Origin of the sequence: Paenarthrobacter sp. A20 (genome assembly GCF_024168825.1) — a bacterium.
Classification (GTDB): Bacteria; Actinomycetota; Actinomycetes; order Actinomycetales; family Micrococcaceae; genus Arthrobacter.
Map to the genome: position 1 here is coordinate 4779547 of NZ_JALJWH010000001.1, position 26540 is coordinate 4806086.

Below are 26540 nucleotides of genomic sequence, written 5' to 3' on the forward strand. Positions count from 1 at the left end.
TTTCAAGCGCCGCCGGTTCGGATTCCGGCTCCCCTCGGGCCCTGTCCGAGCAACTACCACGCTTCCGACCGACCATCCTCGGCCGTCTTCTGCAGCAATCCCGATAGTCCCGACAAAGGCGCACGAACAGCAGCAGTTTAAGCGCCGAGTGGCCTTGGTTCTCGTAGTCCTGGTCGTTGTCGCCGTCCCAACATTGCTGGCTGCCCTGATTTTTGCCGGCTAGCGTCCAGTCGGTTCCGAATCCGCTCGGATTCTGGCTCAGCGCCGTGCTCAGATAGGATGTAAGGGTCTCTGTCTGCCGCAAAATCGCTCTATGGGGGAAAATCGTGCCCAGCATCATGCCCATTTTTGGTACCCGTCCGGAAGCCATCAAGATGGCTCCCATTGTCCACGCACTCCACGAATCGGCAGAGTTCGATTGCATCGTCACGGTCACTGGTCAGCACCGTGAAATGTTGGACCAGGTCAACGAATTGTTCGGCATCACGCCCGACCACGATCTCGACATCCTCCAGCCCGGTCAGTCCCTCTCTGACATCATGACCCGCACCATCACCGGTCTTGACAAGCTCTTCGCCGAAAAGAAGCCTGACGCTGTCATCGTTCAGGGTGACACGACGACTTCAACGGCTGGCGCCATCGCAGCTTTCTATCACGGCATCCCCGTAGTCCACGTCGAAGCTGGACTCCGCAGTGGCAATTTGTACTCTCCCTTCCCTGAAGAAGCCAACCGCAAGATCACCAGCCAGATCACGGCGCTCCACTTGGCTCCGACGTCGACCAGTCGAGCAAACCTTCTCGCTGAAGGTGTGCCTGCTAAGGACATCGTCGTCACAGGTAACTCTGTTATTGACGCATTGTTCACCACGGTAGACAAGAAGATTCCCTTTACTGACCCCCAGTTGGAGGAACTTGCGGCCAGTGGCCGAAAGATTCTCTTGGTCACGACACACCGCCGCGAAAACCAAGGCGACGCCATGCGCGGCGTTGGCCGTGCGCTTGCCCGAATTGCCGACGCCGAGCCGAACCTCGTCATCGTCCTGCCGGCTCATAAGAATCCGGTCGTGAGGGAAGCCGTTCTGCCCGCGCTGGATGGCAAGCCGAACGTGATCGTGACCGAACCACTGGCTTACGGAGAATTCACTCGAATGCTCTCAATGGCCCACATCGTCCTCACGGACTCCGGTGGAGTCCAGGAGGAGGCTCCCAGCCTTGGCAAGCCCGTGCTTGTGATGCGCGAAAACACTGAGCGTCCTGAGGCCGTTGTTGCCGGCACGGTTACCCTCATCGGCACTGACGAGGAAAAGATTGTTACAGAAGTTGACCGCCTGCTGAACGACCCGCTTCACTTTGACGCAATGGCCAACGCGGTGAACCCGTATGGTGACGGCCGCGCTTCGGAACGCACTGTCGCCGCTATCGCTGAGCTCCTCGGAGTTGGCCAGCGAATCGATGAATTCGGCATGACAGTTTCCGTCTAACACCACCATATTGGTGATAGGGCCGTCACACACTTTACTGTGGGTTGACGGCCCTTTTTAGTGCATGAAGATTTCTGTCAAATCATTGAGTTTCGCCTGCCAGCCCGTCATTCTTTTGCCATAGGTCCAAGGTCTCACCCTACGAGCCCAAGGATCCGCCGTGGAAAAGTTCAGGTCCAAGACATCCACTGTTCGCATACCAACCGTCCGGCATCTCGCCGCCAGCTTACTGGCCGCATTCGTCCTGATAGCCGGCCCCCTTCATGGAACAGCAGCCCAAGCAGCCGCAGCACCCCCCGTATACCCCATTAGTGGCTATTTCATTTTTGGGAGCAGCAGCGACGCTATAAATGCACAAAAACTCGCCGACATCAAAGCCGTTGGCGGGGATACGGTCCTCACCTTTGGTTCGCGCATCAAGCCCGCCACATTGAGCGAAATCCCCTCCGATTGCAAGATCAACGGAATGAACTGCGCACAAGCTGCGGCATCGGGTGTAAAAGTCAACCGATACTTCAATTACTCCGACAGCGCCTTGTGGGGAACGCCTTCTCATGTCTGCCCTCGTGATGTGTCCCTCACGGGCAACGGCAAGCCCTTCACCGTGCTCGTACTTCCAAACCAAGGCAGCAACTGCACATCGTCGAATGGACTCTACGACGTGGTGGTTATTAGCGGTGCGACCGCGGCAGGTACTGCCGGAGTGAACGTCTCATTGGCAAAGGCAGCTACGACGCTGGGAATGAAATACTACGCGGGGATGCCCTTGCCGGTGGCACGGACCGACTACGGCTATCTGCCGGATGTCAGTTACCTTCCAGCCTTTACGCAGTTCACGGATCGCTTTCTGCGTTACCAATCCAAGGTCATCAATATTTCAGGATTAGGTGGCTTCTACTTGTCTTACGAAATGCCAGTCACCAGTGGATCAACTTTTGATCCTATATTGAATATCTACCGAATCCAGAACCAGGCTATTGCACGGATACATCCGGATCGAGGCGCGATTGTAAGTCCCTATTTGGATGGAAGGTACAACGTAGGTCTTACGACCACCCAGGTCCGCGATGGGGCTGAAAAAATTGCAAACACAGCCGGCAATAATCATCTCTCCATCGCTATCCAGGATGGAATGGGAACAGGAAAATCTGGAGCATTCTTCGGGAACGAAGCAAGTAACCCGGTGGATCAGTATGCGGCCTCCATCGTCGGAAGTGGATCGTGGGGAAGCAAATACCAGGCTCCCATCCGCGACTATTTCGCGGCTGCTGCAGAAGGAGTCGATGGCACAGGCGCCGAGCTATGGGCGAACTTGGAGGGCATGGCCCCGCTGACCAGCCAGAATCCATGCGATGCCAATACGCGGGGCCAGTCAACGAAAGCTCGAATTGACCGTCAACTTCAGCAACTCGGCAACGTTCCCATGAAGGTCATCTCTTACATGTGGGACGGCTTCTACACTTGCCAAGGGGTCTGGGGGCCACTGTCGGATCGAATGAAGGCCGGAAGCACCACACCCGTCATTACCGATTCGATCTTCTATGGCAACGGAAATGTTTTAGTCACAGGGCACAATTTGAGTGGCGGGACTGTAAACATTAAGTGGACGGATACTGCTGGTCGGACATACGAAAAGACCGTTACGGCTTCCAGCTATAACCCAGACTATGGTGAACAGCGCGGCATCAATCCGCGGCTCGAGTCCGTAATTGCCAGTCTCGGGAGCACCTCTCTGGGCATCGGCAAGTACTACATGATCAACGTCACCAACGGTTCAGGTGTGAAGAACGACGCCTTCTACTCGGACCGCGGTTAACAGCAAAGGCGTCTTCTACCCGTGACCGGGTGGAAGACGCCTTTGTAGTTCCAGCATTAGAGACTAGTGGGAGAACGTGCCGTTCCCCGAGCCCCAGGCAGACGTGGAAACGGTCACCAACGAATTCACATTCTCCAAGGCGGCCACCCACTCCAAATTGCTGACCTCCGCCGAAGGAAATGCTCCCGGGCGGACCTTCAAGGACTTGGAAGATGGAAGAATCGCGAAGGATACTTCAGGGCTCTTCTGGTTCTTGGGAACGTGGATCCGCAAGTTCCGCGTTGCCGGAGACTGCTTCAGCACCTCTGTGTATGCGGTGGAACCGCCCACACTGACTATGAGCTTGTAAAGCCCCGATGACTCCTCACTGACGCCGTGTGCAACCGTCGCCACCAAATCCGTGCCCTTGCCCTTGATACGTTCATGCGTTACTGCAACGGATCTCTGGTCATGACCCAGGGTCCAGCTAGGGTTCTGCTCGACGGAAGGAAGTTCGCTCGCCTTTTGTTGGGTAGCGGACTCAATTGTTTCGTCGACGAAGATCCGCTCCAGGAGCCCGTTGAACCTTTGTTCTGCATTCAACGGTCCCAACACCGTTGCTCGGGCCGCAGCAAGAATTCTTGAGGTGCTCGAATTGGAAGATGCAAGCCTGGCTAGTTTCATCGCCAGTTCGCCCTTCTCCCTCACCGACACCGATGCTGTACCAGCGGGGCAAATATTCATGGTGCCGACACCGCGGGGAACTACCACCAAAGAACCCGATGCCAGGGCAAACGGCAGGGCCTCCGAAGGCAGGGGACCAGGAATGCTGGCATCGAATGGTGCGACAACAACAGTGGCTTTCAGGGCTGCGGCCAAGGCCTCAAGGTCGTTGAATTCCTGTGGTGATTCCTCAATGAACAGCTCTATCGAAGGCCAATCGGCCAAGTCGCGGAACGCGGCAGCCTGCTTAGTGAAATGTAGCCTTCTCTTACCTGCAACTACTACGCGTTGTTGGCGTTCGCGAACTCGCTCCGTTGCCATCCGGAAGGAACGGTCTGCAAGGTGTGGGAGGTACTCGACAGTCTCGAAACCGTCACCCACCAACCCGGCGGCAACGGTTTCGTTCAGGACGCCTAGGTAATCCACTCTGGACGCCAGGCGCTTAACTTTCTCGCTGCTGTTGGGATACTCAGCACCGATTACTGCCAACCTGACACCCGCAGCGAGAAGCTGATCTCTCCCCGCTTGTGTTATTCCACAGTCAAGACCAGAAACGATCAGAAGCTCGGGCAGGTTCTTCACGGACTGAATAAACTTTGCAGCGTTGATGACGAATTTGAACTCACCATTGGGGTCCGGTACCAAGACGCTCTTATATTTGGCAAGGTCCAACGCTTCCACGTTGTGACCAAGTGTTTGGAGTGCACGCATGGCCACGGACGATGTTGAGGTTACTCTGCGGAACCCGACGCCAAGAACGGCAACAGAGCGCGCTGGTGAAGGGGCACTGATTTCAATGAGCTCCCGCGCGGCTGGGAGCTCCCCTGAACCCAATGGCTCGGCTCGCTCGCGGCCAGCCTCGATAGCGTCAAACTGCGTAAACCAGAGACTACGCTCCGTGGCATCCAGGCCCTTCCAGGAATCGTCCGAAAGCACGGACTCCAATGCCATGACGCGGGCAGCGGCAGAGTAGTTCCGAAGGAACCGATCGTGTGTCGATCGGCTCAAATCCTCCAGTGAAGGAGATGCAAGCACAGACTGAATCTTGGAATCCAGCTGGGCAATCGAATCAACGCAAATTATTTCAGGGAACGATGCCAAGTCTTCGGCGTCTGGTACGACAGACACAATCGGAATACCCATTGCCGCGTATTGGATAACTCGGCTCGGATACTGGAAGAAACCGAGCTTGTCCAGGCCGTCAAACCATGTTTCAAGGCCTTGGTGATCCCGGAAGTACTGAGGGATATTGATTGCAAGGGCAGTTCTGGCACCGGCCTCCACTACTTCCTCATCGCTATCCAGGAAGCCACCACCGATGTGATAGTAGTCCCGCCCTACGTTGCCGTGGATCCGGATACTTGACGACAGCGAGCCGAGGTCGAAGTACCTGGTGCGGCGAACTTCGTCGTGGACATTGCCCAAGAACATAGCGTCCGATTCCCTTGGCTGTGAACCAAAGACGTACGGAAAGGCAGTTTGATCTGTCCAGAATGGGAAGTTCACACCCGTCGGTCGCCCGAACATCGATTCGTAGAAATCCAAGACCCTGGCGGTTCCGCAGTGCAGTACGACGTCGTAGCTTTCTACGACAGGACCATACGAGAGGTCCCACAGTACTGGGTCATCGGACAACCATGCCACCAAACGTGCACCGGTGCGTTTAGCCCGCTCCAACAACGGCATGGGCAAACTGGCTGGTCGGAACACAAAGATCACATCGGGACGGAAGTCGATGACCTTGTCCAACGTGGCGTTGAGGACATGCAGTTGCCCCGGACCAGTGGCAAACTTGTACCCGTGTCCGACCTTGCCTGTGTTCAGCACAGTATGACCAGCTGCCACCAACGCCCGCTCCAGTGAGCTGGCAACGTGAGTTTCGACAATGCCATCAAATAAAGCAATTTTCATGATGATTCCCTAAACCGTCCAGGACGGATCTGAACTGGTAGATGCCTCACGAACGTTGAACCGATCCGCAATAGCGACCAGTTCCGAAGACTCATACACAGAGCCAGGTGCCAAGGCTTCCTGCACCAACAGCGGCTTCCAAGCGGCAGATGCAGGTGAAATCCATGCACCAGAGAGAACGCTGAAGCCCTCAGTGTCTTCTGGCCAACTATCACCGATATAGTCGCTATCGGCTTTCTTTGAACTAGCGGTAACGGCTTTGCCTGTGATGCGCGGCTGAGCGTCGTGAAGTGTGTATAGCTTCAAGTCACCGACGTAGTTGGGGGCGTAATCAAAGGCTTCAGAGAGAACTGCCATGAACGTGGTTTCCGGCTGGAAGTTCTCGATATCTTGCGGAGTCCGCAGAATGATAGTCGCATCAGAAAGTCCTCTGCGCTGCAAAACACCCCGAATTTGGCTGTCCTCTGGACCAATCCGGCAGACCACAACGAGGTTTGCCAGCTCTACAGTCTGTTCTTTTGCTTGGCTGATAAGCCTGTCCAAGGATGCCAGCGAAGATGTAACCAAAACAGCGGTGACGTCCTCATGGGCGACCCTCCACTCAAGCCCTGCCATGGAGTAGATCTGCTGCATTCTGTGGGCGTAGGTGTGCTCCTGCAGGGTCCTACGCCATGCCTTGTGGGTCGCCCGCTCGCGGAATACGTCGTCACCCACTAGACGCCCGAGAACTTCTTTTGCCTCTTGCTGAGTCCGGACGGTGAAGACTTCGTCGGCGGCATAAGCCCCAGAAATGGCCTCTGACTCAACGCTGACCACGGCCGTCTTGCTGCTGCTGAGCTCAAAGATTCGGCGCGCACACATGCTCTTAGACTGCGGGACGGAATTGACGTTAAGGAAGACCTTGTGGTGACCGTAGGCCCGAACCATTGCCTCATAGGGCAGGGATCCCACCACGAACTGGGCATAGGACTCTGGGAAAGCGTAATTTGGATCGCCGCCCAGCGCCCGAGAATATATGGACAAGCCAAGTTCCGCCGATGGGGGAAACAAGAGATCCATTTGTTCCCGGCGCTCCGGGAATTTGTGTGCAAAGTACTGGCCAGCGAAAGCTATATTCCCAACATTAGCCTGAGAATCACGCAGAGGCTTATGAATGCGAGGCTGCGCGGCAAAAGGTAATGTTGCCACGTTTCCGTGGCCCGCAGCGGAAGAGTACGCCTCGATCAATGACTCCTCTGATGTGAGGATAACATCGAACTCCTTTGCTGCAGGCAGGAATTCCTCAAAGTGGGGCGGATCCTCTTTGTTCCAGAAGACGGTAGGAATTCCCTGCTGACGGCAGGCTTGTATCAACGCGTGGAAAGCAGGCCTAGGGCCGCTCGGACCAGTGATGTGGTAGGCCCAGTCGCCGTCATTTCCATTCCAAGCCGATTCGATCAGCATGATGTCCGGGCGAAGACGCTCCAGCGCTTCGGAGTAGTCCCTAGTAGAGATCGGCCAGAGGCGTGCTTCCGGAGCGAAACACTGAGTGGAGAATTCGTCCAGCACCACGCCAACCGAAGGGAGGTCACTTGTGGAATCAGGTAAGGCGTAGGAAATCTCCAGGCCAAAGGAGTTATTAACAAGATTAAACAGGCCAAGGTGGACGTCGCTCGAGTTCATCACTTTCACGTTCCAATCAATTCTGCGTGGTTGTACGATTTCGATATACTCTTCACGAAAAAGCGCGGGTGGGTCTGCAAAAAGGCCTGTACTGCGGGACGGACATCGATAGCCGTCGAGTCGACAATAACTACGGGCGTTTTGGGTCGGAGCCAGTTGAAGTAGAGGGCAGGGACACTGTTCGCCAGCGTCTCATTGGAGGAAATTCCGCCGAAGTCAATAACGACGATGTCAGCCGAATGGGCAGTGATGCCAGAAAGTGAGGCGGCCGGGACAGGGCTGGATGGCAGGAGTTGGCAACTTGCCGACTCATTGGCCTGGGTAGCACCTGAAACTGCGCGGAAAGCAGCCACTTCGCGATCCGACTCCACTAGCCCTGCCACACGGGAAGGGCGAGGTTGGAGATGAGCCAAGCAGTTCGCAATCCATGCCGTTGAGATTCCAGATCCGACGTGCACTGCAGTAGTCGGCAAATGATGACTAAGGGCCTCAAAAATGCCGTTCGCGGCGGCCACCGAGATGTTACGGCCATCGGCGTGTCGAGTCATCCCAACCCAGTCGCGGATCTGTTCCGTTGGAAAGTGGAGGTCTGTTGCCGACGAGTGCTTGGGCTGGCCCGCGGCGGTGGCCAACTTAGCCACATCAGCGTCATTCAAACGAACACGCTTATCGATTGAGTCTGCCGACTTCGCAATACCCGCCAGGTGCTGGGTCTGTTCCGATGTTTTCTGCGTACTCTGCCGTACAGCTGCAAGCGAACGGCGAAGAGTAAACGTTCCTTCAAAAAGGACTGGAACGGCGATTGCTATACCTGTAATAACGAGAAAAATGCCCAGGTTTTTGGTTTCAACGAAGAAGATCAGGCCTCCGGCAAAAATCAGAGCACCGATCGCCAGACCCAGGATCCCTCTGGGCGTTCTTAAAAATCTAGCAAGCGGTGAGTCAATCTTGGGTCTTAACATTCTGCAATGCTCCGTGAAGTCGTTTCGTGCATCGAACTGCTCTGGGACGTATTAAGTTTTCTAAGCCAAACCGGCGACCGACCGACCGAACGCGACTCACAATCGGCAACATCTGCCTGCAAATCGCACTCATGAAAGGCGTCTTGCTGTCCCGGGGCAGGACAGCGGACTGGCCAAGACGACGTACAGCTATTCGCGTACGCGCCTTCCTCGACTGGTTGCGGCATCCATTCCATCTAGATTCGGCGTGGTAAATCCGAGTCCTTTAAGTCCAGCAGCCCAGTCATCGCTTGCTGCAACATTCAAGACGTCGGTTATCAGTGCCTTGGGCGGAGCCGCATGACCGTCTCCCCAATCGTCCCCCATCAATTCAAATACAGCGTTACTGTAGTGCAAATTCTCAACAAATGGATCTCTGTGGCCATTGATGTGAAATGTGTCTGTGCTGTTTTGCATGTAGGCAACGGTGTTGTCTACTGGTTTGCTGTACACCTGAACCAGGTCCGTCGTAACGCTGTGAGGAAGCCTTTCCATGGCATCACTTCCCGTGACCTCAAAGCATGTCGCAGCAAAGTTGGCCACGGGATCGGGCTCATACCGAGCGATATTAGTCTGGGGATTGGCCACGATCGCAAGTGAGCCCGCGAATTGGGACGAGTAATAAAGAGAAGCGAACCCGCCTCCAGAAGTCCCGAAGAAGACCAACTTCTCGCTGCCAAAAGACGAAACGATCTTAGCGATAATGTCCTGCAGAATTTGCTGGAGGCGTTGCTTCGAGTTTCCGGCATACCAGCCAAGGTTCATTGTTGAACTAATGATCAAGCTGGGATCGGATATGAAGATCCTGTTGACGTCCACATCGCGGGAGACTCCCAAGCCAGCGATCATTGGAAGTCTGTATTCCGGCCGGACGGCTCCATGCAAAAAGACCGCAGTCGTCTTATGCCCACGGTTTTGGACCAAGACATCAATGGGCAGTCCACCATGGTCAATCACGTGATAGCCGCCAGTGATGCTACGGGCGGCCAGGAATGCCCCAATGGAGGGGTAGCCTGTGATCGCATGGACTTTGGGATCAATATTTCTTGCGCGGGTCATTCTCTACTCTCATGTCTATCGCTCCCTCAGAAGGCAAGCAACTCGAACCGTTGATGGAGCCTAGACTGCCGCCGCGGCTGGAGTGGGTTCAAGCGTCAGGGCACCCCGGGTATCAATGACAATTTTGCCGGCCAGGAGTTCGGGCGATATCGCTTTGACGTCATCGTGATCAACCAAGACAACCACTACGTCAGAACGCTTCACGGACTCTTCGATCGATACCAATTCAACGTTGTTGCGTCCAGCCAACTGCTTGGGCAATTCCTCGACGTGGGGTTCAGCGACGTTGATGCGGCGGTCCGACAGAGCTTCGGCCAAGTGGGCTGCAATCTCAATTGCCGGCGATTCGCGGAGGTCGTCGATGTTGGCCTTGAAGGCAAGTCCCAGGACCGAAACCTCGGCGGTGCCGGGAAGCGATTCCAGTGAAGCAACGACCTGCTGGAAAACCCACTCCGGCTTTGCATCGTTGACTTCGCGGGCAGTCCGAATGAGCCTGGACTCTTCTGGTGCAGCGGCAACGATGAACCACGGGTCAACTGCAATGCAGTGGCCGCCAACGCCTGGTCCCGGCTGCAGGATGTTCACACGCGGGTGGTGGTTAGCCAAACGGATGAGCTCCCAGACATCAATGCCGAGCTTATCGCTGATAACGGAAAGCTCGTTGGCGAACGCAATATTGACGTCACGGTAGGAATTCTCTACCAACTTTGCCATTTCTGCTGTAACAGCATCGGTGGTGAGGATTTCGCCTTGGCAGAACACAGCGTAGAGGTGTTTGGCAGTTTCGGCCGCCTCGGCCGTCATGCCTCCAACAATCCTGTCGTTGGTCACGAGTTCGATCATGACTCGTCCTGGCAGTACGCGTTCGGGGCAGTGGGCCACCAGGATTGCGGGCTTCGAGTCGGCACCGTCAAGGCTCAGATCCGGACGCAGGTTCAGGATGTAGTTGGCCATGTGTTCCGTGGCGCCGGGAGGGGAAGTGGATTCCAGAATCAGAAGCTCCCCTCCTTGCAGCTGGGGTGCAATACCGCGCGCAGCAGACTCAATGTAGCTCAAGTCTGCCGAACGGTCTTCCCTAAACGGTGTAGGTACTGCCACGATGTAGGCCTCTGCCTGCGGGGTCGAGGTGCTGGCACTCAGGTTGCCTTGGCTTACCGCACCCGCCACGTGCACACCCAGGTCGGGCTCGACGAAAGGAACCTGACCTGCATTGACGGCGTCCACCGTGCGCTGGTTGACGTCAACGCCGATGACCTCGACGCCATTTGTTGCCAAGATGGCTGCAGTTGGCAGCCCGATGTAGCCCAATCCGATGACGGCTACGCGATTAATGGTGTTCAACGCAATGCTCCCCACATTTGTGTTTGAGATTTTTTCTAAAGAGTGACGTGCTCTGTGGGATTCCCCCAGAACTGGATCTCCCCGGAGGCGAGGAGCTCATCGTCGGAGGCGGTCCAAGTGTGACCCGACCCGCCCCGGTGTTGGTAGTAGTTATATCGGTCTGAGGAATAGATCTTTCCCCCGGACTCAATGATGGCCTTGAGAAACTCTGTGTCTTCCCCGCGGTTAATGTCGTCGAAAGGATGCCGTTCGAAGACTTCGCGATGGGCCATGATCGTGGGGCCCATCACCATGTGGCTGAACCGGTGCTCCATATGGTCAAATCTCAATACTGCAGCGTTTCGGCTGGCTATGTACATGAAATGGGCAAGCTTTCCAACGACGTCGGCACCGGAATAGGTCAACGCGTGCAGTTGGTCCGCCAGATAGTTCGGCCCGTAATAGTCGTCGTCGTCCATCTTGGTCAATACGGAATGGTTCGCCGCACTGGCACAAGCATTGAGGCAAGCTCCCAGACTGGTGGTTTCCGGCTCCTGAAGAAGGATCAGGTTCATCACGTCGTACTTCTCCTGCAGCGCACGGATTTCACTCTTGCCAGGTGTAAAACCGTGAGTCAAGAGGACCAGCTCGACCGCGACTCCACGTTGTGCCCCAATTGTCCTAAAAACGTGTTCCATCTGATGGGGCCGAATGGTGGACACAAGGGCGCTGACAGGGTTGGCAACGATGGGTCGCCGGCGGTGCGGCATGGCGAGTTCAAGGACTTGCTCAGCGCGGTGGGCATACGTGTGCTCAGCCCATATCCGCCGCTGCGCCAGGTGGACAGATCGGTCGTTAAGTTCCGAGCTACGTATGAGCGCCTTGATTACATCTGCGGCTTGTTCGGACGTCGATACGCTGTGTATCTCGCCGTCGGGGAAGAACCGCGGAAGGGCATGGCTCTCTGTCGTCACCACAGGAGTACCAGAAGCGGAAATTTCGAAGATACGTCGGGCGCACATGCTCGGAGAATCCACAACGGAGTTTACATTCAGGAATACCTTGTAGGCCTTATAGGCCGTGAGCATCCGGTCGTAGTCCAATGACCCCACGACATGCTCGTCATAGGGCGCCGGGAACTGATAATTCGGTTCCCCGCCAAACTGGCGAGAGAAGATCTCCAATCCGGTCTTCAGCTTTTCCGAACCCTCGATGGCTCCGTCAAGAAGCAAGCGCATCTGTTCTCGACGCTCTGGATATTTATGCGCAAAATACATACCAGCGAATGCTACGTCGCGGGCATGCCTACCCTCCGTCGGACGAACCGGATTGTGAATGGCCGGCTGGGCAGCGAATGGAAGGACCGAGATTCGGTCATGTCCTAGAGCTTTTCGATACTCAGGAACTTTGTTCTCATCTGAGGTGAAGACGACGTCAAACTCTCTGGCCGCTGGCAGGAAGTCCTCGAAGTGTGGTGGATCTTCCTTGTTCCAAAAGACCGTTGGTACGTCGTTCTCACGGCACCAACGCAAAAGACCGAGGATTTCGGGCTTTGGCCCGGAAGTGCCCGTCAACTGGTACTTCCAGGACCCGCCGTTGCCGTTCCAGGCGGACTCTACAAATAGGAAGTCAATGCGCTTATCCTGGAGATCCTTCAGCCAGGTGTCCTTCTTGAGTGCAACGATCTCCCACTCATATGCGAACGCTCGAGCGGAGAAATCATCCAAGATCACGCCCACTCTGAGATCTGCCCTGCGCGGAGACGAAGAGGGAAACTCAAACGGCTCGAAAGACAGCGAACGACCATCCTTGTTACGGACCATAGTTCCCTTAGCAGTGCCAAAGGTGCCCGCGGAGTTCGCTTTCTGGCGCCGATACCACTGCCGCAGTTGTGAGAGGCCACCCTTGCGTAGGTGCCATGCAGCGGTTCTAAGAGACGTTGAACTCCGCGTCATGCCCGGCTCCTGCGCATCTTACTTCTAGCCAAGACTTCGGTCATCTGGAGATTCGCACGCGCTTCGTCCCTAATTTTGGCAGCGGACAAGTTGTTGCCCTTCGCCAGTTGGCCGGTGAAATCCTGGTAGGCCTTGACGGTTTCAGCCGGATCACCGTCCATGATGAGGTGGCCTTTATCCAACCAGATAACCCGAGTACACATCTTGGTGATGGTGTCCAGCGAGTGGCTGACCAGGAAGACGCAGCCAGCCTGTTCCCGAAGTTGATCCATTCGTCGCTTGCTGCGATCGCCAAACTGGGCATCACCGGTGTTCAGGGCCTCGTCCACAAGTAGAATTTCCGGGTCGATGCTCGCCGCAATTGCGAAGCGCAACCTTGAGGCCATGCCGGAAGAATACGACTTCATCGGCAAATAAATGGAATCTTCCAGCCCGCATAGCTCGACGATGCTCGCAAACTTTTGGTCGATTTCCTGCCGACTCATCCCCATGGCAAGGCAGCCCAGCACAACGTTCTGGTGCCCGGACAAGTCAGGCATGAGAGCAGCGTTGACGCCCAACATGATAGGCGTACTGGAAGCGAAGACAGCGCCCGAAGATGGTCTGACCTGTCCGCTGATGAGCTTCATCAGCGTGCTCTTTCCGGAACCGTTCCGACCAATGATTCCCACGGACTCGCCCCGTTCAACAACGAGAGAGAGCTCGTAGAGCGCGCGCACAGTGACCGTATTGGGTCTACGCCCCAACCTGCTCATAAAACTGGTATCCCGGCGTTCCTGAGCAACCGCCTCTGAGTCCGTCGTGACCACCCGGTACTCCATGGCCGCCCGGTCCACGACTACACACGGATGCCCTTCAACGTCCAGGACTTGCTCAGCCGCGACCATAGGATTCCTCCCCTTGCCAGAAGAAGACGAGTCCGACCACAAGCGCGCCCAGCGCCCAGACTGCGAGGGTTGCCCAAGATTGCCAGGTAGGAGGCTGGGCATAGAGAATGCAATTGCGAAGGATGTCAATGACGTTGAAGAGCGGATTCATCTTCAAAACAGCCAGCAATTCCGGATGCGTTACGAAGCGCTCGTACGAGTAGAAAATGGCGGAGCCGTACATCCACGCACGCATGAAGAACGGCAGCAAATGCGTTGCGTCATGGACCCGCGAGATGATGCGCGCCAAGATCAACCCAACACCAAGGTTGAAGAGCGCCTGGAGCAACAGAGCCGGAATGATAAGCACCCACAGCCAGGTAATCTTCTCCACTGGCGGGATCAACACGATGATCAGGAGCATAGCCAGGATCAGGGGTACGTTTGCCATCATTTCCCTGATATTCAGGCCAATGGGCAACGTAGCGCGTGGGAAGTTGAACGCTTGAACCACGGACTTATTGCTGTGAATGGACCTGGCGCCGCTGGTGATGGCCCCAGAGGTACCTTGGAAGATAAAAATTCCGATAACCAGGTAGCCAACATAATTCTCAATGCCACCGCTTGTTTGAAGCAGCAACCCAAAGATCACGTAATAGGTCAGTCCGTTGAAGATCGGGTTGAGTAGGAGCCAAGCGCTGCCCAAGCGGTCACGGCGAGTACCGCTCTGGACTCTAGCTCGGGCGTCGTAGTAAATAAACTCCCGGAAGTCCCAAAGCTGGACAAGATAGTCCAAGAAGCCAGGGCGCGCGCCGACGCGCGTCAAGCGCCGCATATCCACAGCCAGCGGCTGCACCACTGCTGGCTCTGGCAAAAGTGCCTTTTTCGCCGACATCAGCTGACCCTCCTCCTATAGTTAGACGCCAAAGTTTCATAAGCCTGGCCGTACGCCTGAGCGTTGGCCTGCCACGTCCTCGTGGCTAATACATACTCCCTGCCCGCGATTCCCATTCGCCGGCGTAATCCTTCATCGTCCAGCAACTCCAGCAGAACCTCCGCCAGCCGCTCAGGATCCTCGGCCTTGGCCATCCTGCCGTTGACGCCGTCTTGCACTATTTCCCGGAGAGCATCCAGGTCGCTGGCCACGACCGGCCGGGCTGAGGCGAGTGCCTCCACGGGCTTCAGCGGCGTTACTGCCTGGGTCACTGCCGAATCCTTGCGAGGCACTACGAAAACATCCAATGCCAAGTGAAAAAGTCGCGCCTGTTCAGGCCGAACCCGCCCGGTGAAGATGGTTCGATCGGAAAGTCCCAAACGCTCTACTTGGTCCTTGAGTCCAGGAGCGGCCGTGCCATCCCCTACCAAGACCAGCTTCAACTTTGGCAGCCGTGGCGCTAACAGCGCAAATGCTGTGACGAGGTCGTCAAGGCCCTCGTAGCCAACAAGGCTACTGACTGTCCCCATATATAGGGCGTTGGGATCCAGCCCCAGCGCTTGTCGTGCGTCCCGATGCCCCAGCGGAGGTTCCAAGTAGGAACCGCCAACGGCGTTGGGACTAATCAGGATTTTGTGGTCTGGTACACCGAGCGCAGTGATGTTCCGCTTCATGGACTCGCCAAGGGTGACAACCAAGTCAGCCGAGTGCATTACGTCGGATTCTCGTGCAGTAAAGAGCTCATAGCGTTCGCTGCTGCGTGCTGCTTCATCGCGGCTGGATGCCCACGTATCTGCCAACTGACCACGGACTTCGTAGACCCACGGAACTTCCAGAGCATTGGCCACTTCCCGGACCACAAGTCCGTTGACAAAGTGCGTAGTGGTGTGGATGACCGAAGGCCTGAATTCACGGGCGATGGTGAGAAGCGCGGACGCCTGCTGCTGTAAGCGGCCGTCCATGGTGCTGGATATATGGCCAGGAAGAATCCGCTCGTATCGAACCCCATCCACGATGTCCCGCTTCTTAGCGGTCAGTGCTCCAATCTGAACGGGGTACCCCAAACGGGTGGCTGCCAGAGTCTCCCAGCCGGCTTCCTGCTGCGCAGTCAGTATGGAATGGGTCCGCCGCGCATATCCGCTTCCCGTGTGAGGTACCGAGTTTGTCAGCAGGTGGAGCACTCGACGCGGTTCCGCTTCCACCGGGGCCGCTGGCAGCGCTGGACTCCAGCTGCTGAACACCTTGAGCTCCGACTCAAGCCGCCGCCGTTGCTTCTCCATGCTGCCTGTTCGGCCTTGAAGAACGGCGATAGCTCCGCTCATATCGCCGTCGTACCATTTACGTCTGGCCACCGTCGCTGGTGTCCGCTTAGAGCTGCCAGCCAGCCTCAGGAGAGTGTCTGCCCACTGAGGCTTGCCGGCTGCGACGGCGACCTCAGCAGCTTTACGTGCGGGCTCTGGTTCGACGCCGGACGCTTGCAAGGTCTCAAAGCGCCGGATTAGTCCCGCTTCCTGTCCCGCGGCAAGGCTGGCCAGCAGGAAAAGAGGTCGACCTGACGACGGCGAGAGCCGTGAGATGAAGCGTGCAGCAGGCCTTGTGAAACCAGGCGGCAGCTTTCTCAAGATTTGAAGAACCAAGACAAACGGAGCCTCGGTTATGTGCTCAGATAAAGTTCCGGCAGTCAGCCTGACATTGCGAAGGAATTGGATCACGACGTATGCTCCCGGTCTCGGATGTAGCCCGGACGCACAAGAGCAGAGATTGTCTCCATATACTTGACCGCTAGCTGAGCGTAATCCGCGTTGTCGCGAACCCACTCACGTCCACTGGCGCCGGATGCCAACCGGCTACGGTCAGCTGCGAGCTCACGCCATAATTGCGCCACGGCCTCAGGGTTGGCGGGTACCACGTCGCCCCCTCCAGCCTCAAGGATGATCCGTTCAGCTTCCCCCCGCACGATGGCTGTGACGTGCCTTCCAATGGCAAGGACTTCATACGTCTTGGACGGCACTGTGGTCTCAAAGGACTTCCAGTCGTCGCGGAGGGAAACGATACACGTATCCGCTGCACGATATTTTTCAACCACTTCCGGCCCTTGAAGGGATGGAAAGAACGTGACCGGCGCATTCAGTTCACGCGCCAGCTTCACCAATTGGGGGCGACTGGTGCCGTGGCCGACGAGTGTCAAATGGAACGCGTCACCTAGGAGTGCGCTCGCGCGTATGAGTATATCCAAGCGCTGGCTTTTACCGTGGTTTCCTAGGTAAAGGGCGTGAAAGGTGTCTCGATGTGTTGCCGGCGGTTCCAGCAAGGGTATTGAGTTGAGATCGAGTCCGTTGCTAACTGTAACCACATTTTTCAGGCCACGATCCCGCAACGTGTCTGCGAAGCCCTCTGTTACTGTCACCACCAGATCTGCTCGCTGTTGCACGTATTCCACAACGCGCTCAACCAGGCTCTTCACGCTGCCTTGGACCATTCGTGCATCTCGCGCAAGATCCGGCCAAGCGTCCCGCATCTCGACAATGAACGGCACCCTACGGAATTTGGAGAGGATGTATCCGGTGGCCAGCGTGGGGAGACTCGGCGCGGTGGCAAGAATTGCGTCTGGTTTCTTGCCGCCCAGCCCTGCAGGAACGGACATGACGGCCGAAAAAAGCTGATCTATAAAGCGCGCCAGGGACGATGTGCCTAGGTGCCGCAAGTACGGGACACGGCGGATAGTTTCGCCGTGGGGTCCTCTTTGATGTGAGAAGGCAATCCCAGCTTCCCTGCGGGGTAGGTTGCGCCGGCCGTTGGGATAGTGCGCCACGGGAGCCACAACGTCTACATCCCACCCAGCCCGCCGAAACTCCCGTGTCAGGGACATCCACCTGCGCTGCGGAGGACTGTGTTCTGGCCAGTAGGAGTGAGTGAGGAGCATGAGGCGCATCGGTAATGCAGGATTTTCCGCGGCCTTCTTCCCGGGGAGGGAGTAACCCATCGGCCTACTTGCCGTTGAGGCGGGGTCCGGGGACTCCCTTGGATCGCAAAGCGCGGAAGTAGGCCACACCAAGAAGGATCAACACGAGGACGGTAAGGCCTTGCACAATAGGGTTATTGTCAGCAACGGGTGCCAAAGCCACCTTCAGGGGGCCTGCGATGTCCGCACTGACAACTGGCGGAGCGACAGTCTTTGTAGCCGCTGGCGTGGGAGTGGGCGTCGGCTCAGGGGAAGTCGTCATGGACTCCACCGGCGTTTCCGGTTCGACGAAGTAGCCTTGCACCCCAGCATCGGTGGGAGTCACAGGAACTGGTGAGCCCTGAGCCGGCGCGACGGGAACGACTGGTTCAACCACAGGCGGAGCCGGGGGCTGGGTGACGGCCGGAACGACAGGTGCGGGCTCCTCGGTAGGCTGAACCGGTGCGGGCGTGGGCTCTGGATCCAAGGGCGTCAGAGTCGGAACTGGTTCAACAATGGGGGGTACAACTACTGGAGGTGTCACCGGCGTCGTGGGCGTTCCCGGGTCGACCGGTTGCCCGGTTTCCTGCCCAGGTCCGGGTTCCGTTTCGGTAGCGATGGCAGGCTGGATTCCAAGGAACCCGAGAATGGCCAGCATCAAGACCAAAAGTGCGGCTTGAACACGTTTGATTCCGGTGCCCAACTTTCCCCCCGTTGTATGTGTTTCAGAACGCCGTAAGAGTTCCATCGATCGCAACCGCCTGAGACTTGGCGGGGCAGGACGTCCACCATCGGAGGGCGACCCGGATTAGTTTATCGTATGGATTAGAGTCGGTCCTTCGCCGCTACATTACGGCCATCAACTTCGGGGGGCTCCTACAGTCCTCATGTTCATGGCGGTCCCCTGCCTTGCTAGAGTCGTACCTGCCCGCAGCCGAAACCAAGGAAGACATGCCGCTACGCAAGTTGCCTGAGTGTGAAGCATCTCCCAATTGGTCCAAAAAACTGCGTTTCCTCACGGGAATCCGACGTTCATTGGCCGCACTCGCTGGGCTCTCCGTTGCGATACTGGCTACCGCCGGGCTCAGTTCCGTCCAACACGACGGAGCAAAAGTTGAAACTGCTGAAACACACAGCTCCGAGGCCGCTAGCAAGCCCACCCCAAAGTTAGCCGACCCGACCTATCCAATCACCGGATACTTCATCTCGGCTAGTTCCCGAGACGCTACGAACTATAAGAAACTTGCAGACATCAAGGCATCCGGCGGCGATACCGTCATCACCTTCGGAATATCGCTCCAGCCTGCCACCCTCGAATCGCTTCCCCACGACTGCCTGATTAACGGAAAGAATTGTGCCAGGGTCGCCGCTGAATCTCTTAGCGTTGATCGCTATTTCACGTTCTTGGATGGAAGCAATTGGGGAAGTTCGGCTCTAAAATGCCCGAACGATCGCAAAGTCACGCACAAGGGACAATCCTTTTCCGTGTTGGTCCTGCCCAAACTGGGGCAGGGCTGCATCTCCTCCAACGGCAAGTATGACGTTGTAGTTGTCGGTGGCAGCAGTTCATCCGCAATTGATCCAGCTCACTCGCTGGCAAAAGCAGCCACCCAACTAGGCATGAAGTTCTATGCCGGCATGCCCGCTCCTGCGAAGAGAACTGAGCTTCCATATCTGCCGGACATCTCCTATCAGGAAACGCTCACTGCCTTTACTGAGCGATTCCTCTCCTACCACGCCACAACCAACGACATGCCAGGACTGGCTGGTTTCTACCACCACACCGAGATGCCACTGACCGACAGTCCCGCCTTCGACTCGGTCCTAGCCCTATACAGAGTCCAAAATCGTGCCATTCATCGTTACCTCCCCACACGTCAGGCGGTCGTGAGTCCCTACATCGACGCTCGAGTTGACGGGGGAATCAGTCCAGAAAAGGCGCGAAAGGGGATCCGCAGAATCGCCCAGACTGCCGGAGGCCTTGTGCTAAATATCGCGATCCAGGACGGCATGGGCACCGGCAAAGGCGGGGCGTTCAGCGGCAGCGATGCCAACTCCGCAGTTGACCCCTTCGCGGCAACAATCGTGGGCGAGGGTAGTTGGGGCAATAAGTACCTCGCTCCCAACAAGGACTACTTTTCCGCAGCAGCAGCCGGGATCTCAGGAACAGGAGCCGTGCTTTGGGCCAATCTGGAAGGGATGGCGCCCGCAACGACCGCAAACGGCTGCGCTGACAGTCTTCGCGGACAGACAACCAAGGCGAGGCTGGACCGCCAGCTTCAACAGATGGGTACAGCCAAGAAAGTCGTTTCCTTTATGTGGGATGAGTACTTCACCTGCGAAGGAACCGGCACTCCCTTAAAGAAACAAATCGAGTCGGGACTAAGAACCCCCATCATCACCGACACGTATTTTTTCCCCGAATCTGGACGAGTCGAGATTGTCGGTTTCAACCTAAGGGGAAGTACAGCAACACTGAAGTGGGCCAGCCGAAAGGGGCAGCCGCTTGAGAAGGTGGCAAAGGCAATCAGTCTAAACACCGCGTACGGACTGCAGAAAGGAATGAATCCCAAGCTCCAAATGATCACGGTCAACATCGGTGCCACAACCACCACGGCCAAGGGGACCTATTCCGTCAACGTAACCAATGGGTGGGGCGTCAAATCGACGGAGTTTCGTTCCCAGGTCCACTAGCAACTCCGTCCAGCGACCTCGTCCGAACGGTCACTGAGCTGGCAACTTCTGCACCTTGATAGAATCATCACTGCTGATGCCAACACCAAGGAACACATGACGCTCCCGACAGACACCCAAACTCCCTCTGCAGAGTCCCGTCCCCGACGTCAGAAAAGCGGCAAGAAAACCGCGCGGAATGTACTCCTTGGCTTCGCCGCCGCCGTGCTGGTTGCTGGCCTCATAGGAGGCGCCTACATTTTCAATCTGGCGCAGACTTTCAACTCGGGCACTACCAAGATCGAGACTGCATTTCCTGAAGAATCGACACGACCGCAGAAGGCCGAACCCGTCAACGGCACCGCTGCGATGAATATCCTGGTGATGGGCAGCGACACCCGCGGGTCTGCTGAACTCGATGTCGACACCCCAGCGTCCACTGACCAGCGGGCCGACACCCTGATGCTCGTACACATTCCGGCAGACCGTAAGAATGTCTACGCCGTGTCACTGATGCGTGACCTGTGGGTGGATATCCCCGGCAAGGGCGAGTCCAAGATCAACGCTGCCCTCGCACTCGGTGGAGTGCCGCTGATGGTCCAGACGGTCGAATCCCTGTTCCAGCAGCGTGTTGACCACGTTGCCATGGTCGACTTCGAAGGCTTCAAGGGTCTCACTGATGCATTGGGCGGCGTCGAAGTTGACGTGAAGATTCCGTTTGCTCCGGCCAAGGGCCCCATGAAGGGCCATTATTACGAAGCAGGCAAACAGACCCTGAACGGCGACGAGGCCCTTGCATTTGTGAGGGAACGCATGTCCTTCAGTGACGGCGACTACCAGCGCGTGCGAAACCAACAGGCCTACATGAAGGCGATCATCAGCAAGACAATCGCTCGTGAGACACTTACCAACCCCGTAACTGTCAACAGTATGGTCAGCGCAGTCTCTCCATTTATCAGCGTCGACAAGAGTTTCGACGCCGCAGCCATCGGCAGCCTCGCACTGGGAATGAAGGACCTTCGAGCGAACGACACCGTTATGTTTACTTTGCCAACCCTCGGGACGGGAACTTCGACGGATGGTCAGTCGATCGTCGTCGCAGACACCACAGCCATCTCCGAGATCGCAGCGGCTCTGTCAAAGGACCAGCTGGGCGCCTACGTAACTGCGCACGCACTCGAAAAGGGCAACTGATAGTCGAGTAGAACGCATCCGAATGTAGCAGCCCCTGCACTGAATTTCAGATGTGCAGGGGCTTTGCTTTACCTCCTCCCCCTCCGGAACAGGTTCAGCTACAGGGAGCGTCAACGAGGGCCGCCCCGCACCTCACCCAAAAACCCCGCCACATCCCCCGCCACCCGCTCCGGGCACTCCCACAGCACCAAGTGCCCGGTCTCCTCGTAGACCTTGAGCCGGGATCCCGGGATGCGCCGTGCCAGGGTCTCCTGATGGTGCCGAGGCACCAGATGGTCGTGGGCACCCCAGAGAATCAAAGTGGGGGCTGAAATGGTCCCGGCTTCCGTGGGTGGAACGGCTTCGTAATAGCCTCGCAGCGACGATTTCCAGACGGCAGCCGGCATGGCCATGCCGTCCTGCACGCGGTCCTCGATATAAGAGGCGGGAACCGTATGCAGCAGCCGATACCAGGACAACGACCCGCGCACCCACTCCTCTGAAATCGGGTCAGTGAGGGAATCCACTTCGGCGGCGAACGCCGGCTTCCCACGGAGACTCAAAGGCGCACCCACAAGTATCAGAGATGCCACCAGATCGGGTCGTGTCACCGCCAGTTGCTGCGCCACATATCCCCCGCTGGATGAACCCAGCACGTGCGCACGGACAAGACCCAGGACATCAAACAAGGCCACGACGTCTTCGGCTACCTCCACCAGCGAATAACCGCCCGAAGGTTTGTCAGCAAGACCGTGCCCACGCAGGTCCGGTGCCACCACAACCACATCCGGAAGTGCGGCAATCAGCCGCTCAAAACTCCGCCAGGATTCACCCCAGGCGTGCAACAGGACCAACGGCGCGCCGCCGTCGTCGAGCGTTTGCTCAAGGTGACCTTGGACAAAGCAGGGAACGCTGATGCCGGTTCGCAGGGCGACAGTCCTGACCTCGGACTCCATGGACCCAGAGTACGCCCGCCACGCCGGAGTCACGAGGTGACAAGGTTCCTGACGGAACCCATCCCGCCTGTAGCATCCCATGATGTATGCGCTGCTCAGAGCGCTCTAATCGAATATGGGGAACCCAGATGCCCAAGGCTCTTTCGTGGTTGGCGATCCTATCGCTGACGGCGTCGGCGGCTGTCTTTTTGCCGCAAACCGCGACTGCTTCGGACAAAGCAAGCGTCGCTGTCCTTCTCTCATCCTTGACCGTCGCCGCTGAATCAAACACCGGCTACAACCGCGACCTGTTCCAGCATTGGGTGGACGCCGACAGCGACAGCTGCGACACCCGGTCCGAAGTCCTTCAACAGGAATCGCTGACACCCGTGACGTTCAGCTCCGGCTGCACAGTGGCCACAGGTAAGTGGACGTCCTGGTACGACGGCGGGACGTGGACAAACGCGTCCGACGTCGACATTGACCACTTGGTCCCCCTCGCCGAAGCATGGGGTTCCGGCGCAAGCGCCTGGACAGCCGAACAGCGCCGCGACTACGCCAACGACCTCACCTTGGACGTGGCCCTCGAAGCTGTGACCGACAACGTGAACCAGTCCAAGAGCGACCGCGACCCGGCCGAATGGATGCCGCCGCTGGCAGGAACCGCCTGCCGGTACGCAACGGACTGGATACTGGTGAAATACCGTTGGCAGCTGGCCATCGACCAAGCCGAGTCGGCGGCCATCTCGTCGGCCATCCAGGGCTCCTGTGCAACCACGCAGGTCGCTGTTCCGACGATCGCCGTGGACGCTCCTCTCACAGAACCGATCACGTTCAGCGACGTCAACAGCTCCACGCAGTTCAACGCAGAGATCTCCTGGCTCGCATCGCAAGGAATCTCCACGGGCTGGGTGGAAGCGAACGGGACGCGCACCTACCGTCCGCTCAGCCCCGTAAACCGTGACGCCATGGCAGCGTTCCTCTACCGCCTGGCCGGCAAACCTGCGTTCACACCGCCGGCGACGTCGCCGTTTACTGATGTGACGCCGTCGAGCCAGTTCTACAAGGAAATCACCTGGCTGGCCACGAGTGGCATCTCAACGGGTTGGACCGAAGCGAACGGTTCCAAGACCTTCCGCCCGCTCACACCCGTCAACCGTGACGCCATGGCAGCCTTCCTGTACCGCTTCGGCGGCAACCCGGACTTCACCGAGCCCGGCACTTCCCCGTTCGAGGACGTCCCGGTGGGAACCCAGTTCTACAAGCAGATCACCTGGCTTGCAGCGCAGGGCATCTCCACCGGTTGGGACATCGGCTACGGCTGCCGCGCGTACAACCCGCTCCAGCCCGTGGCACGTGACGCCATGGCAGCGTTCATGTACCGCTTCGTCAATGGCGGCACCGGAGGAATCACAGGCAACACGTGCTCTCCTCCCCCGCCGCCCGTGACGCCGACGCCGCAGCCACCTGTGACGCCGCCGGTTACGCCCCAGCCGCCGGCGAATCCGGGCAACAGCAAGAACTGCACGGACTTTGCCACATGGCGCCAGGCCCAGGACTGGTTCGACTACTACTTCCCGTGGTACGGCGATGTAGCCGGTCTTGACAGCGACGGCGACCGCATCGCCTGCGAGAGCCGCCCCGGTCACCCCTAGCGGAAAGCACGACGGCGGACCCTGCCTTTGCGGGCAGGGTCCGCCGTTGCAGGGGCCTGACACGAGCAAAAAGTATCGGCACCCGGTCAATTACCAGCTAGCACCATTAGAGTTGAAGTGTCCCGCCTGATCCCCCATCAGGCGGGACACTTTCGTTCCAGCTGTTCTCAGATGACCGGTCTGTGGGTCCCCCAGTCGCGGAACCCGCTGGCGATCTCTGCCGCATGGGTGTGATGGAGGTAGTGCTCCCCCGGAAGGGGCACCACGGTACCGTCCGCAACGCTCGCCGCCTGCCTTTGGTGCAACCCCAGCCATTCCGGATTCTTCGCATTCTCCGAAACGACGAAAAGCAGCAGCGGCAGGTCCTTGGGGAACCCGGTCCCGAGTGCGCGCTCGAAGTTGGTGCGAATGTGGGTCATCTCGTTGAGATAGGTCGGGCTGATGGAGTTCCGGTTGGTCAGCATCTTCATCTGCTCACGGGAGTGAGCGGAGTATGCGTCGCTGTAGCTTTCGCCGGCAGCGGCCGCGAGGCGGAGAAGGCCGAGGTTCTTCGCAGCGGACAGGAGTCCTGTGGGGAACTGCGTGTCCATGCCAGGTTGTCCGGGAACGCTAGAGTCGATGCCCACGAACGCCGCCACTTCTTCCCGATAGCGGGCGGCGTACTCAATCCCATAGATCCCCGCGATGGAGTGTCCCATCAGGATGTAACGGTCAACGTCGAGTTTCGCGAGTGCCTGATGGACCTCCTGCACGATGTTCTCCGTGGTCCTCTCCCGATCCGTGCCATCGCTCAAACCGTATCCAAACGGTTCCACCACAATCACGCGATGATCCGTGGCGAGGTCCCGGACCAGTGGCGCGAAATCTAGGACCGGGGAAGAAGTACCAAATCCCGGCAAGAGCACGATAGTCTCCCCGGCTCCGCTGACGAAGACGTTCATCTGGCCGCCGTCAATGTCCACTCGCTGGCCGTAGGATTCGATCCGATGACTCTCGGACTCACTCGCGACCACATCCACCACAGTGGTGGTAGCCAGTCCCACCGCGAGCACGGCTCCGACGGCAGTCACCGCCACGAGCAATTTCTTAACTGACCTCTTCAACCATGCCTCTCCAGAGCACACGGTGTGCTCTCCATCCAGCCTCGCCTTTTGCAGCGCCGGACGCGTCACCCCCAGGTGTTCACTTGCGTACTACTTTCGTGGTACGTGGGTATCGTGTCCTGGTCAGCGGGGAAGAAATTGGCGTGTTGAACTGTGGGAGCCAGCGCCGAGGACGCTGGAGCCCTTGGCACCAGAACCCTATCCACCCAAACTCGAGGAGCCCTGTGATCACTGACATTCCCTGGAACCGAGGCGAATGGACCAACCAGCCAGCCGCCGTCGTCGAGCAGGAAGGTGACCTTCTGGTGACTGCAGCCGAAAGCAGTGACGCCTGGCGCATCACGTCCTACGGCTTCATTCACGACACCGAACATGCGCTGCTTGCCCCGTTCCCACAGGACAGCGCCATGGAAGTTGAGTTCACTGCCGCATTCTCCCAACAGTTCGACCAAGCAGGCATCTTCGTCCGCATCAGCGCCGAGCATTGGGTCAAGGCGGGCGTGGAATTTGCCGACGGCGCCGCTCAACTGGGCGCGGTGGTCACGGACGGCTTCTCGGACTGGTCCCTGGCGCCTGTCCCGGAATGGACCGGCGGACGGGTCCGAATCCGGATCAGTCGCCAAGGCGACGCCCTCACCATCCGGGCCGCTTCAGGCCGCAACGAACTCCAACTAGTGCGGGTCGTCCCGTTGGCGCCTGGGTTGGCCGCAGCCGCCGGACCGTTCACCTGCGCACCAACACGCGGAGGGCTGACCGTCCCCTTTCACTCCTGGCGGGCTACGCCAGCGGACAGCCAACTGCACTGAGATGGGATGCGGGCAAAGCGCTCCGTCCTACCCCGCACAGTCCAGCCCCGGCGGTACTCATGTAACCTAGTAAGTAAGCTGACTACTTTGGGAAAGCTGGGGTGCCTCAATGCCTGACATGGACCGATGGCCAACCAGCCGGTTGCTGTCCACTGCGGCGCGGCTCGTGGAGCTGGCATGGAATGAGAAGCTGCGACCCCTGGGGCTGACGTATCCGGCAGTACTCACCCTTGATACGGTGGCAACCGCAGGGCCCATCACGCCGGGGAAGCTTGCAGAAAGCGTACGCGTCCAAGCCCAAACCATGGGACCACTGCTGTCCAGGCTTGAATCCCGAGGCTACATTCTCCGCCAGCCCAACCGCTTCGACCGCCGCAGCCAACTGGTGTCGATTACCGAAGTAGGGCTGGCGCTGCTCGAACAGTCCCACCGCTTGGAGAGCATTGTGCTGTCAGCCATCAATCTGGACTCCGGCAGTCTCCGCGAGGAACTCCTGGCGATCGTGCGTCACTCACCCTAGGGTTGCTGGGTTTCGAGCCGGGCCGGG

The 26540-nt window shown here is 57.8% G+C and carries 19 protein-coding genes; 7 read left to right on the plus strand and 12 right to left on the minus strand.

From position 1 onward, the window contains the following. Nucleotides 1–326: 326 nt before the first annotated feature. Together wecB and J3D46_RS22170 are read left to right on the plus strand one after the other, a co-directional pair. Nucleotides 327–1481, plus strand: a complete 1155-nt coding sequence (gene wecB / locus J3D46_RS22165) for a non-hydrolyzing UDP-N-acetylglucosamine 2-epimerase (protein WP_253468875.1) — start codon at nt 327–329, stop codon at nt 1479–1481. 160 nt (nt 1482–1641) lie between these two features. Beyond that, nucleotides 1642–3297 (plus strand): hypothetical protein, encoded by a 1656-nt coding sequence (locus J3D46_RS22170; protein ID WP_253468877.1) that lies wholly within the window; start codon nt 1642–1644, stop codon nt 3295–3297. Between the two features lie 63 nt (nt 3298–3360). On the opposite strand, the gene J3D46_RS22175 is transcribed toward J3D46_RS22170, so the two are convergent. The 10 genes from J3D46_RS22175 to J3D46_RS22220 all read right to left on the minus strand — a co-directional run bounded on the left by J3D46_RS22175 (nt 3361) and on the right by J3D46_RS22220 (nt 17690). Continuing rightward, nucleotides 3361–5910, minus strand: a complete 2550-nt coding sequence (locus J3D46_RS22175) for a glycosyltransferase (RefSeq protein WP_253468879.1) — start codon at nt 5908–5910, stop codon at nt 3361–3363. A 9-nt stretch (nt 5911–5919) separates the two neighbouring features. Beyond that, the gene (locus J3D46_RS22180) at nt 5920–7572 is read right to left on the minus strand and encodes a glycosyltransferase (RefSeq protein ID WP_253469274.1); all 1653 of its coding nucleotides are present in this window, start codon (nt 7570–7572) and stop codon (nt 5920–5922) included. Nucleotides 7573–7577: 5 nt separating this feature from the next. After that, on the minus strand, nt 7578–8534 hold the full coding sequence (locus tag J3D46_RS22185) for a hypothetical protein (protein ID WP_253468881.1): 957 nt from the start codon (nt 8532–8534) through the stop codon (nt 7578–7580). Nucleotides 8535–8723: 189 nt separating this feature from the next. Further along, nucleotides 8724–9632 (minus strand): hypothetical protein, encoded by a 909-nt coding sequence (locus J3D46_RS22190; RefSeq protein ID WP_253468883.1) that lies wholly within the window; start codon nt 9630–9632, stop codon nt 8724–8726. A 60-nt stretch (nt 9633–9692) separates the two neighbouring features. Continuing rightward, nucleotides 9693–10973 carry a UDP-N-acetyl-D-mannosamine dehydrogenase gene (gene wecC / locus J3D46_RS22195; protein ID WP_253468885.1) on the minus strand — a complete coding sequence of 427 codons (1281 nt, stop codon included), beginning with the start codon at nt 10971–10973 and terminating at the stop codon, nt 9693–9695. A 35-nt stretch (nt 10974–11008) separates the two neighbouring features. After that, a complete protein-coding gene (locus J3D46_RS22200; protein ID WP_253468888.1) occupies nt 11009–12775 on the minus strand; it encodes a glycosyltransferase in 1767 nt (588 codons plus the stop codon). Nucleotides 12776–12903: 128 nt separating this feature from the next. Then, a complete protein-coding gene (locus tag J3D46_RS22205; protein WP_253469276.1) occupies nt 12904–13662 on the minus strand; it encodes an ABC transporter ATP-binding protein in 759 nt (252 codons plus the stop codon). A 118-nt stretch (nt 13663–13780) separates the two neighbouring features. Continuing rightward, nucleotides 13781–14668 carry an ABC transporter permease gene (locus tag J3D46_RS22210; protein WP_253468890.1) on the minus strand — a complete coding sequence of 296 codons (888 nt, stop codon included), beginning with the start codon at nt 14666–14668 and terminating at the stop codon, nt 13781–13783. Next, nucleotides 14668–16029, minus strand: coding sequence for a glycosyltransferase family 4 protein (locus J3D46_RS22215; RefSeq protein ID WP_253468892.1), 1362 nt, complete (start codon nt 16027–16029; stop codon nt 14668–14670). The genes J3D46_RS22210 and J3D46_RS22215 overlap by 1 nt, the downstream gene beginning before the upstream one ends. 386 nt (nt 16030–16415) lie before the next feature. Then, entirely contained in the window at nt 16416–17690 is a 1275-nt protein-coding gene (locus tag J3D46_RS22220) for a glycosyltransferase family 4 protein (protein ID WP_308292034.1), read from the minus strand. 909 nt (nt 17691–18599) lie between these two features. Between J3D46_RS22220 and J3D46_RS22225 the strand changes: the two genes are divergently transcribed. Both J3D46_RS22225 and J3D46_RS22230 read left to right on the plus strand, forming a co-directional pair. Next, nucleotides 18600–20342, plus strand: a complete 1743-nt coding sequence (locus tag J3D46_RS22225; RefSeq protein WP_253468894.1) for a hypothetical protein — start codon at nt 18600–18602, stop codon at nt 20340–20342. A 96-nt stretch (nt 20343–20438) separates the two neighbouring features. Next, the gene (locus tag J3D46_RS22230) at nt 20439–21515 is read left to right on the plus strand and encodes an LCP family protein (protein ID WP_253468896.1); all 1077 of its coding nucleotides are present in this window, start codon (nt 20439–20441) and stop codon (nt 21513–21515) included. Nucleotides 21516–21625: 110 nt separating this feature from the next. Here the strand turns inward: J3D46_RS22230 and J3D46_RS22235 are convergent, their stop codons facing one another. After that, a complete protein-coding gene (locus J3D46_RS22235) occupies nt 21626–22450 on the minus strand; it encodes an alpha/beta fold hydrolase (protein WP_253468898.1) in 825 nt (274 codons plus the stop codon). A gap of 128 nt (nt 22451–22578) precedes the next feature. On the opposite strand from J3D46_RS22235, the gene J3D46_RS22240 reads away from it, so the two are divergent. Then, nucleotides 22579–24084 carry an S-layer homology domain-containing protein gene (locus tag J3D46_RS22240; RefSeq protein ID WP_253468900.1) on the plus strand — a complete coding sequence of 502 codons (1506 nt, stop codon included), beginning with the start codon at nt 22579–22581 and terminating at the stop codon, nt 24082–24084. A gap of 167 nt (nt 24085–24251) precedes the next feature. On the opposite strand, the gene J3D46_RS22245 is transcribed toward J3D46_RS22240, so the two are convergent. Next, entirely contained in the window at nt 24252–25160 is a 909-nt protein-coding gene (locus J3D46_RS22245; protein WP_253468902.1) for an alpha/beta fold hydrolase, read from the minus strand. Nucleotides 25161–25411: 251 nt separating this feature from the next. Between J3D46_RS22245 and J3D46_RS22250 the strand changes: the two genes are divergently transcribed. Together J3D46_RS22250 and J3D46_RS22255 are read left to right on the plus strand one after the other, a co-directional pair. Beyond that, nucleotides 25412–25993, plus strand: coding sequence for a DUF1349 domain-containing protein (locus J3D46_RS22250; protein ID WP_253468904.1), 582 nt, complete (start codon nt 25412–25414; stop codon nt 25991–25993). 118 nt (nt 25994–26111) lie between these two features. After that, the gene (locus tag J3D46_RS22255; RefSeq protein ID WP_253468906.1) at nt 26112–26513 is read left to right on the plus strand and encodes a MarR family winged helix-turn-helix transcriptional regulator; all 402 of its coding nucleotides are present in this window, start codon (nt 26112–26114) and stop codon (nt 26511–26513) included. Nucleotides 26514–26540 lie beyond the last annotated feature (27 nt).

Coding starts and splice junctions, on each gene's coding strand:
- J3D46_RS22180 (WP_253469274.1), bottom strand. CDS start 7,572: ATGAACTCGAGCGACGTCCACCTTGGCCTGTTTAATCTTGTTAATAAC.
- J3D46_RS22255 (WP_253468906.1), top strand. CDS start 26,112: ATGGACCGATGGCCAACCAGCCGGTTGCTGTCCACTGCGGCGCGGCTC.
- J3D46_RS22225 (WP_253468894.1), top strand. CDS start 18,600: ATGCCGCTACGCAAGTTGCCTGAGTGTGAAGCATCTCCCAATTGGTCC.
- J3D46_RS22220 (WP_308292034.1), bottom strand. CDS start 17,690: ATGGGTTACTCCCTCCCCGGGAAGAAGGCCGCGGAAAATCCTGCATTA.
- J3D46_RS22185 (WP_253468881.1), bottom strand. CDS start 8,534: ATGTTAAGACCCAAGATTGACTCACCGCTTGCTAGATTTTTAAGAACG.
- J3D46_RS22230 (WP_253468896.1), top strand. CDS start 20,439: ATGACGCTCCCGACAGACACCCAAACTCCCTCTGCAGAGTCCCGTCCC.
- J3D46_RS22205 (WP_253469276.1), bottom strand. CDS start 13,662: ATGAGCAGGTTGGGGCGTAGACCCAATACGGTCACTGTGCGCGCGCTC.
- J3D46_RS22240 (WP_253468900.1), top strand. CDS start 22,579: ATGCCCAAGGCTCTTTCGTGGTTGGCGATCCTATCGCTGACGGCGTCG.
- J3D46_RS22200 (WP_253468888.1), bottom strand. CDS start 12,775: ATGGTCCGTAACAAGGATGGTCGTTCGCTGTCTTTCGAGCCGTTTGAG.
- J3D46_RS22215 (WP_253468892.1), bottom strand. CDS start 16,029: ATGAGCGGAGCTATCGCCGTTCTTCAAGGCCGAACAGGCAGCATGGAG.
- J3D46_RS22190 (WP_253468883.1), bottom strand. CDS start 9,632: ATGACCCGCGCAAGAAATATTGATCCCAAAGTCCATGCGATCACAGGC.
- J3D46_RS22210 (WP_253468890.1), bottom strand. CDS start 14,668: ATGTCGGCGAAAAAGGCACTTTTGCCAGAGCCAGCAGTGGTGCAGCCG.
- J3D46_RS22235 (WP_253468898.1), bottom strand. CDS start 22,450: ATGGAGTCCGAGGTCAGGACTGTCGCCCTGCGAACCGGCATCAGCGTT.
- J3D46_RS22175 (WP_253468879.1), bottom strand. CDS start 5,910: ATGAAAATTGCTTTATTTGATGGCATTGTCGAAACTCACGTTGCCAGC.